At 74.5% G+C, this 15162-nt stretch carries 16 protein-coding genes and 1 pseudogene; 10 read left to right on the top strand and 7 right to left on the bottom strand.

Annotated features, from left to right (window positions below; genetic code table 11):
* Positions 1–2: 2 nt before the first annotated feature.
* From FHN55_RS02270 to FHN55_RS02245, 6 genes are read right to left on the bottom strand one after another with little or no spacing between them, the layout of a single operon-like run.
* Positions 3–1199, bottom strand: a complete 1197-nt coding sequence (locus FHN55_RS02270; RefSeq protein WP_218974272.1) for a CaiB/BaiF CoA-transferase family protein — start codon at positions 1197–1199, stop codon at positions 3–5.
* Positions 1199–2587 carry an ABC transporter substrate-binding protein gene (locus tag FHN55_RS02265; RefSeq protein ID WP_180357583.1) on the bottom strand — a complete coding sequence of 463 codons (1389 nt, stop codon included), beginning with the start codon at positions 2585–2587 and terminating at the stop codon, positions 1199–1201. The genes FHN55_RS02270 and FHN55_RS02265 overlap by 1 nt, the downstream gene beginning before the upstream one ends.
* A 51-nt stretch (positions 2588–2638) precedes the next feature.
* Positions 2639–3559, bottom strand: coding sequence for a carbohydrate ABC transporter permease (locus FHN55_RS02260; RefSeq protein WP_257570635.1), 921 nt, complete (start codon positions 3557–3559; stop codon positions 2639–2641).
* Positions 3556–4515: a carbohydrate ABC transporter permease gene (locus tag FHN55_RS02255; protein ID WP_257570634.1), complete on the bottom strand. Its 960-nt coding sequence runs from the start codon at positions 4513–4515 to the stop codon at positions 3556–3558. The genes FHN55_RS02260 and FHN55_RS02255 overlap by 4 nt, the downstream gene beginning before the upstream one ends.
* Positions 4512–5414: an NAD(P)-dependent oxidoreductase gene (locus tag FHN55_RS02250; protein ID WP_218974271.1), complete on the bottom strand. Its 903-nt coding sequence runs from the start codon at positions 5412–5414 to the stop codon at positions 4512–4514. The genes FHN55_RS02255 and FHN55_RS02250 overlap by 4 nt, the downstream gene beginning before the upstream one ends.
* Positions 5415–5424: 10 nt before the next feature.
* Entirely contained in the window at positions 5425–6192 is a 768-nt protein-coding gene (locus FHN55_RS02245; RefSeq protein ID WP_139710391.1) for an RraA family protein, read from the bottom strand.
* A 209-nt stretch (positions 6193–6401) separates the two neighbouring features.
* Between FHN55_RS02245 and FHN55_RS02240 the strand changes: the two genes are divergently transcribed.
* Genes FHN55_RS02240 through FHN55_RS02230 form a run of 3 tightly spaced genes read left to right on the top strand, consistent with a single transcriptional unit; the run spans position 6402 to position 8995 of the window.
* Positions 6402–7094 (top strand): GntR family transcriptional regulator, encoded by a 693-nt coding sequence (locus FHN55_RS02240; RefSeq protein WP_218974270.1) that lies wholly within the window; start codon positions 6402–6404, stop codon positions 7092–7094.
* Positions 7091–8092: a C-terminal binding protein gene (locus tag FHN55_RS02235; RefSeq protein ID WP_139710389.1), complete on the top strand. Its 1002-nt coding sequence runs from the start codon at positions 7091–7093 to the stop codon at positions 8090–8092. The genes FHN55_RS02240 and FHN55_RS02235 overlap by 4 nt, the downstream gene beginning before the upstream one ends.
* Before the next feature lie 3 nt (positions 8093–8095).
* Positions 8096–8995, top strand: coding sequence for a fumarylacetoacetate hydrolase family protein (locus tag FHN55_RS02230; protein ID WP_139710387.1), 900 nt, complete (start codon positions 8096–8098; stop codon positions 8993–8995).
* Here the strand turns inward: FHN55_RS02230 and FHN55_RS02225 are convergent.
* Positions 8929–9732, bottom strand: a complete 804-nt coding sequence (locus tag FHN55_RS02225; protein ID WP_139710385.1) for an FxLYD domain-containing protein — start codon at positions 9730–9732, stop codon at positions 8929–8931. The two genes, FHN55_RS02230 and FHN55_RS02225, sit on opposite strands and share 67 nt — an antisense overlap.
* A gap of 82 nt (positions 9733–9814) precedes the next feature.
* Between FHN55_RS02225 and FHN55_RS02220 the strand changes: the two genes are divergently transcribed.
* The 7 genes and pseudogenes from FHN55_RS02220 to FHN55_RS02190 form a co-directional block, all read left to right on the top strand.
* A complete protein-coding gene (locus FHN55_RS02220) occupies positions 9815–10744 on the top strand; it encodes a sulfurtransferase (RefSeq protein WP_218974269.1) in 930 nt (309 codons plus the stop codon).
* Positions 10745–10792: 48 nt separating this feature from the next.
* Entirely contained in the window at positions 10793–11959 is a 1167-nt protein-coding gene (locus tag FHN55_RS02215; RefSeq protein ID WP_139710383.1) for a diguanylate cyclase, read from the top strand.
* Positions 11956–12519 (top strand): hypothetical protein, encoded by a 564-nt coding sequence (locus FHN55_RS02210; RefSeq protein ID WP_139710382.1) that lies wholly within the window; start codon positions 11956–11958, stop codon positions 12517–12519. Before FHN55_RS02215 ends, FHN55_RS02210 begins: the two co-directional genes overlap by 4 nt.
* 20 nt (positions 12520–12539) lie before the next feature.
* Positions 12540–12860, top strand: coding sequence for a hypothetical protein (locus tag FHN55_RS02205; RefSeq protein WP_139710379.1), 321 nt, complete (start codon positions 12540–12542; stop codon positions 12858–12860).
* 75 nt (positions 12861–12935) lie between these two features.
* The gene (locus FHN55_RS02200; protein ID WP_139710377.1) at positions 12936–13475 is read left to right on the top strand and encodes a dihydrofolate reductase family protein; all 540 of its coding nucleotides are present in this window, start codon (positions 12936–12938) and stop codon (positions 13473–13475) included.
* Between the two features lie 120 nt (positions 13476–13595).
* A complete protein-coding gene (locus tag FHN55_RS02195; RefSeq protein ID WP_139710376.1) occupies positions 13596–14588 on the top strand; it encodes a hypothetical protein in 993 nt (330 codons plus the stop codon).
* Positions 14509–15162, top strand: a pseudogene (locus tag FHN55_RS02190) (hypothetical protein); the annotation flags it as partial. The gene FHN55_RS02195 and the pseudogene FHN55_RS02190, both read left to right, overlap by 80 nt.

The raw sequence follows: 15162 nt of genomic DNA, 5'->3' as shown, positions 1-15162 counted from the left end.
CGTCACGAGGCGGCGTGCTGGACGTCGTGCTGCCGGGCGAGCAGCTCCTCGGTGTGCTCCCCGAGCAGCGGCGGCGGCCGGCGGATCACCGGCGGGGTCTCCGACAGGCGCAGCGGCGAGGCGAGCACCGGGACCTCCCCCTCCACGGGGTGGGTGAAGGTGGCGACCATCTCGCGGGCCTTGACGTGCGGGTCCTCGGTGAGCACCTGCCGGTAGTCCTGGATGGGCCCGGCGGGCACCCCCGCCCCGAGCAGCACCTGCACCCACTCGTCGGTGTCCCGCTCGACGAGTCGCTCCTCCAGGGCCACGACGAGGTCGGGCAGGTGGGCCATCCGCCCCACGTTGGTGGAGAACCGCGGGTCGGTGACGAGGTGCTCCAGGTCGAGGGCTGTGCACAGCCGCCGCCAGAGCCGGTCGTTGTTCGCCCCCACGGTGACGTGCCCGTCGCGGGTGGCCAGGGCCTGGTAGGGCGCTGACATGCGGTTGGCCGAGCCGAGCTTGGCGGGCGTGCGCCCGGTGTCCCAGAACTCGGTGGACTCCCACACCGCCAGCGCCAGCGCCGACTCGAACAGCGACGTCTCCACCTGCTGGCCGACGCCCGTGCGCCGGGCGCTGGTCCACGCGGCGAGGATGCCCACCGCGCAGAACAGGCCCGACCCCAGGTCGGCGACGGGGATGCCGCTCTTCACCGGGCGCCCGTCCGGCTCGCCGGTGATGGACATGACCCCGGTCATCGCCTGGGCGATGAGGTCGTACCCGGGCCGGTCCGCGTACGGACCGGTCTTCCCGAAGCCCGAGATGCTCGCGTAGACGAGCGCCGGGTTGACGCGGGAGAGCACCTCCCAGCCCACGCCGAGCCGCTCGGCGACGCCCGGCCGCCAGTTCTCGACGACGACGTCGGCGTCCGCCACCATCGCCAGGAAGCCGTCCCGGCCCTCGTCGGACTTCAGGTCGAGCACCACGCTGCGCTTGTTGCGGTTCAGCGACAGGAACGCGCGGCTGTCCTCCCCGATCCCGGAGCGCCCCCACGAGCGGCGGGTCTGGTCGCCCGCGTCGGGGTTCTCCACCTTGATGACGTCGGCGCCGAGGTCGGCCAGCACCATGGTGCAGAACGGCCCGGCCATGACCTGGGTGAGGTCGAGCACCCTCATGCCGGCCAGCGCCCCCGGGGGCGCGGTGCCGGGGTCCACGGTGTCCATCAGGCCTGCGCCAGCGCGGCGTTGAGGTTGTCCACGAACTGCTGCGCCGTCTCGCGCGGGTCGGCGCCGTTGAGGGCCACCGCCTCGTAGGAGCGGGTGAACGCCGTCTCGAAGTTGGCCTGGTACCCGGCCGGGTAGAGCACCGTCGGCGGCTCGTCCTTGACGATCTGCTGGAACAGCTCGAGGTTCTGGCGCACCGCCGGGGCGAGGGAGGTGTCGGCCAGCTGCGCCTCCAGCATCTTCGTGTTGGTCACCGCGCCGTTGTTCGAGGCGAACAGGGCGTTGGCCTCCGGGTCGTTGACCCAGAAGTCGATGTAGGCGGCGGCGGTGGGGATGTTGTCGCAGCTGGTGGGGATGGACCAGCCGGAGGTGAACAGCACCGTGCTGGAGGCGCCGTCGTCGCCCCGGGGCAGCTGCACCGTGGTGAGCTTCGCGCCGGGCTGGGCGCCGTCGATGGCGCCCTGGGCCTGGCCGAGCTGGTTGCCGGGCTTGTTGTCGAGCAGGGTCCTCCCCTGGGCCACCCAGCTCTGCTCGACCTGCGCCGCCTCGGCGGCGCGGTCGGGGGCGGAGATGGTGACGCCGGAGGTGCGCAGCTGCTCCCACAGGCCCCAGTACTCGACCACGTCGTCGGCGGTGAAGGCGGCCTCCTTCCCGTCGAAGACCTCCTTGCCGTTGCCCCGCAGCCACTCGATGAAGGTGTTCGGGTGCCCGCCGAGGAGGTTCACCCCGGCCACGCCGTCGGGCAGGGAGGCCTTGGCCTTCGTGGCGTAGGTGAAGAAGTCGTCCCAGGTCCAGCCCTCCGGCGGGGTGCCCACGCCGGCCTGCTCGGCCAGGGTGGTGTTCACCATGATCGCGTCGTAGGCGGCGCCGTAGGGGATCTCGTAGAGCTTGCCGTCCGGGCCGCGGCCGGTGTCGAGGACCTCGGCGGGGATGTCGTCCACGTTGATGGCGCCGGAGTCGACCAGGGGCTGCAGGTCGACGAGCAGTCCCTGGCCCGCGTAGTCGTTGAGCTGACGGCCCTGCAGCTGGGTGATGCAGGCCATGCCGCCGGACGTGGCCTGCACGTTGAGGCGCTGGAAGTAGGCGGCGAAGTCGGTGAACTCCGGGGTGACGGTGACGCCCGGGTGCTCCTCGACGAACAGGTCGGAGACGCCGTTGGTGAGGTCGACGCGGGCGCCGGAGCCCCAGTAGGCCAAGCGGACGGCGCCGGTGACCTCGCCCTTGCCGGCGTCCTCGCCGGTGGCGGCCGAGGGCGCGTCACCGCCGACGCGGGTGCCGCCGGAGCAGGCGGTGGCGAAGAGCGCGAGCGCCGCGGTGCCGGCGAGCAGGGCCGCCCGCCGGCGGGTGCGGCGGCTGCGAGGGGAGCGGTCGGTGGTGGAGCTGGACACGGTGGTGCCTCCTGGATCAGGGATTGTCGACATTGACAGGCAGAAGAGAGGTCACTTGAGGCCGCTGGTGGCGACCCCTTCGATGAGCAGCCGCTGGGAGACGAGGAAGAAGCCGACGATCGGGGCGACCGCCAGGGTCGCCATGGCGAACAGCGGGCCGAACGCGCTGGTGCCGGTGGCGTCGAGGAAGCCGTTGAGGCCCAGCGTCACGGTCCAGCGGTCGGGGTTGTTGAGGTAGAGCAGCGGGCCGAGGAAGTCGTCCCAGGTGCGGATGAAGGTGAACATCGCGGTGGTGCCGATGGCCGGCAGCGACAGCGGCACGATGACCCGCCAGAAGATGCCGAAGTGCCCGCACCCGTCGAGGCGGGCGGCGTCGTCCAGCTCCCGGGGCAGGGTCCGGATGAACTGGACCATGAGGAAGATGAAGAACGCGTCGGTGGCGAGGAACTTCGGCACCGTGAGCGGCAGGATCGTGTTGATCCAGGCGAGCTCGTTGAAGAGCACGTACTGGGGCACGATCGTCACCTGGTAGGGCAGCAGCAGCGTGGCCAGCACCATGGCGAACAGCACCCGCTTGAACGGGAACTCCAGCCGGGCGAAGGCGTACGCGGCCAGGGCGCACGAGACGACGTTGCCGACGATGGCCAGCGCCGAGATGACGAGGCTGTTGAGGAAGTAGCGGGAGAAGTCCAGCGTCCCGTACGACCAGCCGTCGCGGTAGTTGTCCAGCGTGAAGTCGCGCGGCCAGAGGCCGAGCGTGCCGAACGCCTCGTTGCCGGGCCGGAAGGACGCGCCCACCATCCACAGCAGCGGGTAGAGGACCACCACCAGCACGCAGACGAGCACGGCGTGCCGGGCCAGGCCCCGCACCAGCGCCGACCGCGACGGCTTCCGCTGGTCGACGACCATCCTGGTCGCCGGGTGGGCGCCCTGCGGCTTGGACGGCGGCCTCGGGGGTGCGCTGGTGCTCATCGCTCGTCTCCGTAGTAGACCCAGAAGCGGGAGGTCGCGAACATCACGGCGGTGAAGATCCCGAGCACCACGAGCAGCGCCCACGCCATCGCCGAGGCGTAGCCCATGTCCAGCTCGGTGAAGCCGCGCTGGTACAGGTAGAGCGTGTAGAAGAGCGTGGAGTCGGCCGGGCCGCCGGTGCCCCCGGAGATGACGTACGCCGGGGTGAACGCCTGGAAGGCGTTGACCGTGGTGAGCAGCACGTTGAAGAAGATCAGCGGGCTGATGAGCGGCAGGGTGACGCTGACGAACCGGCGCACGGGCCCGGCGCCGTCCACCTCGGCGGCCTCGTACAGGTCGCGCGGCACCTGCCGCAGCCCCGCCAGGAAGATGATCATCGGGGAGCCGAACGTCCACACGCTGAGCACCACGAGGGTGAGCAGCGCCGTGTCCGGGTCACCGATCCACGTCCGCCCGTCGATGCCGAACACCCCGAGCAGCGCGTTGAACACGCCGTCGCCGGCGAACAGCTGCCGCCACAGGAAGGACACCGCCACGCTCGCACCGATGAGGGACGGCAGGTAGAACGCCGCCCGGTACAGCGGCAGGAACCGCATGCCGCGGGCCAGCACCATCGCCACCCCGAGGGAGACGACCAGGATGCCCGGCACCGCGAGCGCCACGTACACCACCGTGACCTCGACCGAGCTGGCCAGCCGGGGGTCGGTGAGCATCGCCCGGTAGTTGGCCAGCCCCCGCCACTGGGGCGGGGAGAGCAGGTTGTACCGGGTGAAGGACAGGTACAGCGAGTAGAGCATCGGGCCGATGGTCAGCCCGAGGAGCCCCGCGAACCACGGCAGCAGGAACACGAAGGCGACCAGCGCCTCGCGCCGCCGGCGGGCCGACGGGCGGACCCGGGGCGGCTCCACCGCGCGCTGCGGGTGCAGCGGCGAGGCCGGCGCGTCCACCGCGCTCACGACCCGTCCCCCCGGCTCGCGCGCTCGGCGTGCGCCTCGACCCGGTCGGCCAGCACCTGCGAGAGCAGGGCCGCCACAGGCAGCCGCAGGTCCGCGGAGCGCGCGGCCTCGACCACCTCGAAGAGGTCCTTGCTCCACGGGCGCTCGCGCCGCGGGGTGCCGGCGGCGTCGTAGGCGGCGGACGTCGCGTCGAAGAAGCCCCAGTTGCTGGCCACCCACGACCCGCCCGTGGACGACGACACCGCGTCGAGCACGGTCGCCTCGTCCACCTGGTAGGCCGCCGCCAGCTCGACCGCCTCGTGGGCGCCGGCCAGCGCCGACAGCATCATCAGCTGGTTGGCCAGCTTGGTGGCGGCGCCGGCGCCCGCGGGCCCCACGTGCAGCACGCGGGAGCCCACGGCGTCCAGCAGCGGACGGCCGAGCTCGACCGCGTCGGGCTCGCCACCGACGAACACCGTGAGGTCGCCCCTCTCGGCGCGCTCCGCTCCCCCGCTGACGGGGGCGTCGAGCAGGGCGACGCCGCGGTCGCGGGCCACCTCTTCCAGCCGCACCGCCGTGGCGGGCAGCACGGTGCTGTGGACGACGACGAGCCGGTCGCCGCCGCCCCCTCCGGCGGAGGCGCCGGCCGCCAGCCAGCCCTCGCCGTCGTCGTCGCCCTCGAGCACCGCGGTGACGGCGGCGTCGTCGGAGACGGCGAGCAGCAGGACGTCGCACGCGGCGAGGTCGGCGGGGCTGCCCGCGGGCTTCGCGCCCTCGTCGACGAGCCGCTGCACGCGGCCGGCGTCGAGGTCGCTGACGGTGACCGCCCACCCGGCGGCCAGCAGGGCGCGCACCATGGGCGCGCCGATGTTCCCCAGGCCGGCGAAGCCGACCGAGGTCGAGCCTCGGGCGAGCGGCACGGGGTCCGCCTCAGAGGCTCTCGTAGTACGCGATGACCGCGTCGGCGTCGACCGTGGAGTCGGGCTTCTTGCCCTGCGCGTCGTAGTGGCGGCGGCGGGCGTGCATGTCGGCCAGGAGGATGGCGCGGGCGTGCACCGCGACCTCCTCGGCCACGGCCGCGGGGACGACGACGGCGCCGTCCTCGTCGCAGCCGACGACGTCTCCCGGGTCCACCCGGACCCCGCCGCAGGCGATGGTGCCCTGCACCTCGACCACCTCGATGCGGCCGGGGATGATCGTGCGGCCGCGTCTGCGGGCCACGACGGGCGTGCGCTGCAGCTCGATCTCGGCGGTGTCGCGGCAGTAGCCGTCCGTGATGATGCCGGCGGCGCCCTTGCCGACCGCGCCCATGGCGTTCTCCGAGCCCCAGAAGCCGACCTCGGGGCCACCGCCGGACTCCATGACGATGACGTGGTTCGCCGGCAGGTCGTCGGGCAGCCGGGTCGCGGGGTAGCGCTCGAACCAGATCCGGTGGGCCTCGACGATGTCCTGGGTGGAGTCGAGCTTCCACATCGGCTTGTTGGAGGGGACGGCGCGCATCGTGACGGCCGGGCCCCAGAAGCGCATGCCGCTCCACAGGGGCCGCAGCTCGGGCGACATGAGCGTGAGGTTGAAGTAGCCGATGCCGTCGAGGGCGTCGGCGACGTCGACCACGCGCAGGTGCTTGTAGAGCGCTGCGAGGTCGGGGCCCCCCGTGCTGCTGGTCGCCTGCTGGGTGGGGGCGGTGCTCGTGGACATGCGGCTCCTCGTCGCTGAGGGCGGAGGCGCTCCACGGGTCTCGACAGCGCCGTGAGCCTGCGGTGGGCGCGGCAGTCCGTCCTGGCGCGCCGGTGGCTCGATGGATATTGTCTACAACAGACACGACACGAAGACAAGACTGTCGTTGCGGCGGCTGCGGGGCTAGACCTGTCGCACCGCCCTGCACCGCCCCACCCCAGGAGACGACCGTGAGCCACGCCACCACCGACCCGCCGGCTCCCGCCCCGCTCATCCAGGCGCCGAGCCTGGTGCAGCTGGCGGTGGAGCAGCTGCGGCGGATGATCCTGTCCGGGGCCCTGGCGGAGGGCGAGCGGCTCACCGAGGAGAGGCTGACCGAGGAGCTCGGCATCAGCCGACCGCCGCTGCGCGAGGCGATGCGCACGCTGCAGCAGGAGGGCCTCATCGAGGTGCGCCCCCGGCGCGGTGCGGTGGTCACCACGCTCACCGAGCAGGACGTCATGGAGATCCTCACGCTGCGCAGCGCGCTGGAGCGCCTCGCCGTGGAGCTGGGCGTGCCCGTCACCGTGCCGGCGCGCCTGGAGCGGTGCCGCCAGGCGCTCGCGCGGATGGAGAGGGAGGCGGAGGCCGCCGACCGCGGCGCGCTGGTCAGCGCCGCCTACGACTTCCACTCCGCCCTGGTCGCCCTCGCCGGGCACGGCCGGCTCGACGCCGCCTACGCCTCGGTGCAGCGCCAGCAGCGGCTGTGCATGGCGCGCAACCTCTACACGCGGGAGAACGAGTACGAGGACCTCGTCACCCACGTCAAGCGCCACCGCCGCCTGCTCGAGGTGGTGGAGGGCGGGGACCCGCAGGCCGTGCTCGCCGAGCTCGCCGTGCACGGCGAGCGCTCCTTCCTGGCTCCCGCGACGGTCCGCCCGTGAGCTCCGGCAGCCCGACGGTCCTCGTCACCGACTGCGACATGGGCCCGGCCGACCTCGAGCGCGCGGTGCTCGAGCCGGTCGGCTGGCGCCTGGTGGAGGCGGCCTGCCGCACCGAGGACGAGGTCGTGGCCGCCGTCCGGGAGAGCGGCGCCTCGGCGCTGCTCGTGCAGTACGCGCCCATCTCCCGCCGGGTCCTGCAGGAGTGCCCGGACGTGCGCGCGGTGGTCCGCTACGGCGTCGGGCTGGACGTCATCGACCTGGAGGCCGCCGCCGAGCTGGGCGTGACAGCGCTCAACGTGCCCGACTACGGCTCCCGCGAGGTGGCCGACCACGCCACGGCGCTCCTGCTGTCGCTGCTGCGCGGGGTGCCCGCCTGGTCGGCCGCGGCGGCGTCCGGGAGCTGGCCGGCCCGCGGCGACCTGCCGGACCCGCGCGAGCTGGCCGACTGCACGGTCGGGCTGCTGGGCCTCGGCGCCATCGCGCAGCAGGTGGCGCGCCGACTGCGCGCGTTCGACGTCGTCGTCGTGGCCAGCGACCCGTTCGTGGCGCCGGAGGTGGCGCGCGAGGCCGGTGTGGAGCTCGTAGCGCCCGAGGAGCTGTGGGCGCGCAGCACCGCCGTGAGCGTGCACGTGCCGCTCACCGCCGGCACCCGCGGGCTGGTCGGCGCGGAGCAGCTGGGCGCGATGCCGCGCGGGGGGTTCCTCGTGAACACGGCCCGCGGCGGGCTGGTGGACCGCGGCGCCCTGGAGGACGCGCTGGCCTCGGGCCAGCTGGCCGGGGCGGGGCTCGACGTGTGGTGGACCGAGCCCGCCGCCCCGGACGACCCGCTGCTGGCCGACCCGCGCGTGCTGGTGACCCCGCACGTGGCGTGGATGTCGACGGGGTCGGTGGGACGGCTGCGCACGCGGGCCGCGCAGAGGGCGCTGGAGGCGCTGGGCGCCCTGCGGAGCAGTGGGGCGACGGAGACGACGGGGACGACGGGGACGACGGGGAGCTGAGCGATGGCGCTGCTGGTGAGGACGACGGAAGACCGGTGGGAGCTGCGGGAGGGCGGTACCGCGGTGGAGGTGCCGCCCCTGCGCGAGCTGCTCGCGCTCCCGCTGCAGGAGGCGCGGGCCGTCCTGGAGGAGGCGGGGCGCACGGGGGCCGCGCGGGCCGTGGACCCGGACGCGGCCGTGCTGGCCCCGGTGGACGCCCAGGAGGTGTGGGCGGCGGGCGTGACCTACCAGCGCTCCCGCGACGGGCGCGCGGAGGAGTCCGACCACGCCGACGTGTACGACCTCGTCTACGACGCCGACCGCCCCGAGATCTTCTTCAAGGCCACCGCCGGGCGCGTGGTCGGCCACGGCGGGGCGGTGGGCGTGCGCGTCGACTCGGGCTGGGACGTGCCCGAGCCGGAGGTCGGCCTGGTGCTCACCAGCCGCGGCGAGCTGTTCGGCTACGTGCCCGGCGACGACGTCTCGAGCCGCACCATCGAGGGCGAGAACCCGCTGTACCTGCCGCAGGCGAAGGTCTACGACAGGTCCTGCGCGCTCGGGCCGGGCGTGGTGCCCGTCTGGGACGCGCCGCAGGGCCCGCTCGGCCTGGCCGTGACCATCGAGCGCGGCGGGACGGTCGTCTACGAGGACACGACGACGACGGCCGCCATGGCCCGCACCTTCGAGGAGCTCGCGGCGTGGCTGTTCGCCGGGCTGGAGCACCCGCACGGCGTCGTCCTGCTCACCGGCACCGGGCTCGTGCCCCCCGCGGACGTGACGCTCCAGGAGGGCGACGTGGTCACGGTGGTCGTCGAGGGGGTCGGCCGGCTGACCAACCCCGTCGTCACCGTGGGCCGTCAGCCGGCGGTGCGCGCCGCCTGGGACACCTCGCAGGAGGCGATGTCGGCGCCGGCGTCGACGTAGCCGAACGCCTCCGCCTGCACGCTCTGCCCGGGCTCGACCGAGTCCTGCACGGCGTAGAGCTCCCCGACCTCCTGACCGCTCGCGTCGAGCGCGTCGATGTTGACGACGTAGGAAGCGGCGGCGCCGGTGCTGTTGGTGATGGTGACCCGCCCGGTGGCCACACCACCGACGAGGGCGTCGCAGCTGTCCACGGACACGTCCGCCGCGCCGTCCTCCGTGCCCGGCAGGTCGGTGAGGTCGCTGGGGAGGTCGCTGGGGAACTCGCTGGGCAGGCCGCTCGGGAGCTCCGTGGCGGTCGACAAGGACGACGCGACGTCGCTGACGGTCGTTGCAGCGCTCCGCACGAACGCGACCGCAGCGAGGATCCCCGCGATCCACAGGAGCGTGCCGAGGACGCCGACGACGACACCGGCGACCGCCAGCCCCCGGCCCGCCTTGCGACCACCGCGGGTGTCACCGATGCCGAACGCGGAGACCACCGCTCCGACCGGGCTGAGCAGGAACGCCAGGACGAGTCCGATCACCGCGACCACGGACGTCGGCCGCGAGGGGGCTCCCTGGTAGCCCTGCTGGTACGGCTGCTGGTAGGCCGGCTGGTCCCCGGTGTACGGGGCCTGCTGGCGCGGCGCGTACTCCTCGTACCCCGGCGGCGGCACGTACGCCGGGGGCTGCCCCGGCGGCTGGTCGTCGTCGGGCTGGCGGGGCTGCTCGGGGTAGCGGGACGTGGGGTCCGACACAGTGGCCTCCGGGCGACGGGAAGGGCCCGACCGTACCGGCCTGGGGTGTCCGCCCGGCAGGGTCGACCGGCAGGATCGGCGGGTGCCCGCCACGCCGTCCGTCCCGCCGTCCGTCCTGCCGCCTGTGCCCCCGTTCGTCGACGCCGCCTGGCTCGACACCCGCCTCGCGGAGGGGCGCGCCTCGCTCGCTGACGTCCGCTGGTACCCCGACGGCCGCTCGCCCGCGGACGCCTTCGCCGCGGGCCACCTGCCGGGGGCCGTCCGCGTGGACGTCGACGGCGTGCTCGCCGGGCCGCCGTCCGACGCGGCGGGCCGCCACCCGCTGCCCGCCCCGGACGCGTTCCTGCGCGCCCTCGCCGGGCTCGGGCTCCCCGTGGACGACGGCGACGACGAGCGGGTGGTCGTCGCCTACGACGACGCCGGGGGCGTCATCGCCGCGCGCCTCGTGTGGATGCTGCGGGCCCTCGGTCGCCCGGCGGCGCTCCTCGACGGCGGGCTGCTGGCGTGGCGGGAGGCGGGGCGGCCGCTGGAGACCGGCGCCGGCGAGGCGCGCACCCCGCTCACCCCCGGCGCTCCCCTGCCGACGGCGTGGCCCGAGGACCTGCTGGCGGACGTCGACGACGCCGCCCGCGCCGGCGCGGACCCGGACGCCGTGCTCCTGGACGCCCGACCCGCGGAGCGCTACGCGGGCGGGCTCGACGCCCTCGACCCCCGTGCCGGCCACGTGCCCGGCGCGGTCAGCCTGCCGGTGCGCGAGGACGTCGACGCCCACGGCCGCCTGCTGCCCGACGACGTGCTGCGCGAGCGGCTCGCGGCGGCGGGCGTCGTCGTCGACGGCTCCGGTGGGGTCGCGGGCGAGCAGGAGGTCGTCTCCTCCTGCGGGTCGGGCGTGACCGCCTGCCACCGGCTGCTGGTGCTGGAGCACCTCGGTGCGAGGGGGGCGCGGCTGTGGCCGGGCTCGTGGTCGCAGTGGTCGCGCGACCCGGCGCGCCCGGCGGCGATCGGGCGATGAGCTGCTCCGCCGCTCAAGTGCCCGTGAGCGGCCCACCGATGAGGAGCCGTGACCCTGGCCGGTGCCGTGGAGAAGCTCCGCGACGTGATCGAGTGGCGCACGGCGCTCATGGCGGCGCTGGTGCTGCTGGACGCCGCGGCGCTGGTGGCTGTCGCCTCCCTGCCCCTCGGCGCCGCCCCCGTCCAGGAGGCCCACCGCGGTGAGCTGCTCGGACTGGCCGCGGTGTGGACGGCTCTGGCGGTCGCCCTCGCGGCGCGCCGGGACGTCCGGGGTCGCGAGATCACCGCGGCCGTCGTCGTCGGCATCGTGCTGGTGGGCGTGCACGGCTCGCTGGTGCCCGACGTCCACTGGCGCTGGCTGTCCATCGCGACCCTCCCCCTCGTGGCGGCGGTGGCCACGGTGCACCACCGGGGCTGGCCGCTCGTCGGTCTGGTCGCCGGGGCCGTGGCCACGGCGGTCGGGCTGCTCCGCCAGCTGGACCTGGCGACCCCGTACCTCGTCTTCAACGCCGTGGCGGTCACGGTGCTGATCGCCGCACCGGCGGTGGTGGTGTCGGCGCTGGCGACGGCGCTGGAGCGGGCTCGTGCCAGGTCGGAGGCCGCGGCGCGCACCGACCCCCTCACCGGCCTGCTCAACCGCCACGGCGTCGCGCAGGCGATCCCACCCCTCGTGCGGTCGGCCGCACGGCCCGGTTCCGCCCTGGCCGTGCTGCTGCTGGACGTCGACCACTTCAAGGCCGTCAACGACACCTGGGGGCACGGCACCGGCGACCGCGTGCTGCAGGCGGTCGCCGGCTGCGTGCGCGCCGGCATGCGCTCCCACGACCTCGTGGCCCGCTGGGGCGGGGAGGAGCTGCTCGTCGTCACCGCCGTTGCCGACGACCAGGACCTGGTCGCCGTCGGCGAGCGGCTGCGCGCTGCGGTGGCCGCTCACCGCGTCGAGGCGCTGCCTCCCGTCACCGTGAGCATCGGGACCGACCGCTGCTGGGTCCCGGAGGGCGGGATCGGTCCCGGCGCCAGGGCCTCCGACGACGAGCTGAGGGAGCTCGTCGGCGCGATGGTGGACCAGGCGGACGGCGCGCTCTACGAGGCGAAGGCCTCCGGACGCGACTGCGTGGTGCACGCGGCGCTGGACGCGCAGCGGTCCCCGTCCACCGAGGAGTCACCCGTTGCGGGTGTCTCGGCCGGGGCGCGGGGTGCGACAGTAGGGCCGTGACGTCGCTCGGATCCGAAGCCCTCCCCGCGCGGTTGTTCAAGGCGATCCCGATGCTGCGCGAGGCCCTGCTGGCCGCCGCGGAGGAGGGACGGGTCGTGCCCCCGTCGGAGGCCTCCGAGGCCACCGACGGCGCGGTGACCTCGCGCGGCCTGGGCAAGGCCCTCGAGGTCATCACCGCCGACTGCGCCCGCCGCGGCGAGCCCGACCTGTCGGCGCTCGTGGTGCGCGAGGCGTCCCTCGTGGACGGCACCGACACGGGCGGGGGTGCCCGCCGCCGCGTGTGGATGCACTTCGGCGGCCAGCCCGCCGTCGAGTCCGGCGACCAGGACGAGCGCGACGTCGTCGAGCGCCTCACCCGCCACGCCGGCGCGTCCCGGCCTGCGAGCAGCACGCCTCGCGCGCCGAAGGAGCCCAAGGCACCGCGGGCCGCCGCGGCACCGCGGGCGAGCAGCACCCGGGCCGCCGCGCCCAAGAAGGCGGCCCCCGTGCCCGCCGCACCGCCGAGCATCTGCCCCGACTGCTTCACCGTGAGGTCTGCGAGCGGCACCTGCATGTGCTGAGCACGTGCTGAGATGGCCCGGTGCCCACCACCGACCCCTCGGCCGACAGGGTCGTCAGGCTCACCTGGGGCGCCGGTGACGGCGCGGACCGCCGGGTGCACTGGCCCGACCCCCGGCTCACGGGCAGGTCGCTGTGCGACCGCCGCCTGTCGACGTTCGAGCACGAGGACGCGACCCCCGAGCGGTGGGAGCGCTGGTGCCGCAAGAACGGCTGCCGCCAGCAGCTCGAGCTGTGGCTCTCGCAGCACGCGCCGTCGCTGGCCCAGGAGTACCGCGCCCGCGTCGCCGCCGACCGCGCCGCGGCCCGGGACGACGACGAAGGCCTCACCCTCGGCTTCTGAGGCAGACCGGTGACTCCGGACCGCCGCGGCGGTCCTCCTGGCACGACCCCTTTTTCGGACGGACGGAGCACGAGCGTGGGCAAGATCAAGGTGCACGAGTTCATGTCGCTGGACGGGGTGGTGGAGACCCCGTCCTGGACGGCGGCCTACCCGTGGACGGAGCCGATGATGGCGGCCATCGGCAGCATCACCGCCGGGTGCAGCGACATCCTCCTGGGGCGCACGACGTACGAGATGTTCGCGCCGGCCTGGTCGACCCGCACGGCCGAGGAGGACCCGGGCGCCCCCTTCTTCAACGACACCCCCAAGCACGTGGTGACCTCGCGGCCCGACGGCCTGGACTGGGGCCCGGCGACGGCGGTGGAGTACTCGCCGGACGCCGTCCAGCGGGTGAAGGACCAGGCCTCCGGCGACGTCTACGTCAGCGGCAGCGTGCAGCTGGTGAGGGCGATGCTCGCCGACCGCCTCGTCGACGAGCTGCACCTGATCACCTACCCGCTCGCGCTCGGCGAGGGACTGCGCCTCTTCGCCGACGGCGCCCGGGTGGAGCTGTCGCTGCTGCACGCGACCCCGTTCGAGAACGGCGTCGTGCACCTCGTCTACGGCCCCGCCTGACGGCGCCGCGCGTGTGGCCCACGCGCGGGGACCTCACGGAGCGCGATGTCATGATCACGCCCCTGACCAGCGGTGACGAGGTCCACCGGACTGTCGGTGGTGACCTCTAGCGTTCAGGACATGACCTCGAGCGCGCCCCCGGAGCGGGCGGTCGGCGATGCTGCCGACCGCCCGCTCGAGCGCGACGGGCTCGACCACGTCGACCTGGACGGCGAGGCGGGTCCGGTCGGCTTCAGCACCGACTGGTGGACCCACCAGCTGCTGGAGGACCCGCTGACCGGGTCGATCGCCGAACGACGCCGCGTCCGCCCGGCCATCGCCGCCGCCGTGGCCGGAGACCCCGGCCCCGCCCAGCTGGCAGCCCTGGACGCGCTGCTGAGCGCCGTCGGGCAGCGGCAGGTCCCCACCGGTACCGCCGCCGAGGACGGTGAAGCTGGCCCCGCTTCCCCGGTGCAGGGGCTGGAGCTGACCAGCAGGGAGTGGACCGAGGTCACCGCCGCCAGCGACCGCTGCGCGTCCTACCTGTTCGCGCTGCACCTGAACCTCATCGCCGGTCTGGACGCCGCCAAGCTCGCCGAGAACCCCGCCCGGGCGGCCGCGAAGGACTCCCGCCGCCCGGCCTCCGACGAGCTGGCTCCGGTGCTGCGGATCGCCGGGGGCACCGCCACCTCCCTGGTGGGGCTGGCCCGTCAGCTCGGCGACCTGCCCGCTGCTGAGGCGGCGCTGCTGGCTGGACGGATGAGCCCGGCGCAGCTGCGAGTGCTGGCCCAGGTGTGCGCCCGCCTGCCGCAGGGAGCCGTCGGGCAAGGCCGCGCGCCAGGTGGTGGAGGCCACGGCGGTCGCTGCGGCGGCCACGTTGAGCCGGGCCCGGTTGGTGGACGCGTTGGACGAGGCTGCCCTGGAAGCGGACCCGGGGTATGCGGCCCGGGCGATGGCCGCGGGGGTGCAGGAGCGGGACGTGGTCTTGCGGCCTTCGCCCAAGCCGGGGTGTCAGCGGGTGGTGGCGGACCTGGAAACCGCGGACGCGGCGCGGGTGTGGCAGGTGATCAACCAGATCGCGGCGAACGCCCAGGACGGGGACACCTACACCGATACCGATACCGACCTCGCTAAGCAGGAGCAGGAGCGGCGCACCCGGGCGCAGCTGCGTGCTGATGTGCTGGTCAGCTTGGTGGTGGGTGACTTCTCCCCGACCCCGCACACCATCGCGCAGGCCCTGGGCCAGCCCCTGACCGACGGCCAGACCGACGCCCACGCCGACGCCGATGGCGATGGCGATGGCGATGGCGATGGCTGTGGGGGTGCTGAGCGGCGGCAGTCGCCGGTGGGTCCGATCGCTGCGGACACCCGCGAGCTGGTGCGCATCCCCACCCCGGAGCAGCGCGCCCACCTGTCCGAGGTCCACATCGTGGTGCTCGCCGACGACCTCGCTGACGACCTCGCGGATGAGGACCTGACCGACCCCGAGGACCCCGACGACGGGCCAGATGACGGACCGGACGACGAGCCGGATGACGGGCCGGATGACGGGCCGGAGGACGGGCCGGATGACGGGCCCGACGAGGGGCCGGATGACGGTGGGCCACCGTCGGGGCCCAGCCCCGCCAACCCCGACCACAGCACCCTGCCCACCGGCGAGAAGTCGAGCCCGCCGCCAACGGCAGGGTCCCCACCACGCTCTGGGTCC

This window comes from Streptomyces sp. NP160 (assembly GCF_006335115.1).
Classification (GTDB): domain Bacteria; phylum Actinomycetota; class Actinomycetes; order Actinomycetales; family Quadrisphaeraceae; genus Quadrisphaera.
This window is presented reverse-complemented; position numbering and strand designations above follow the sequence as displayed.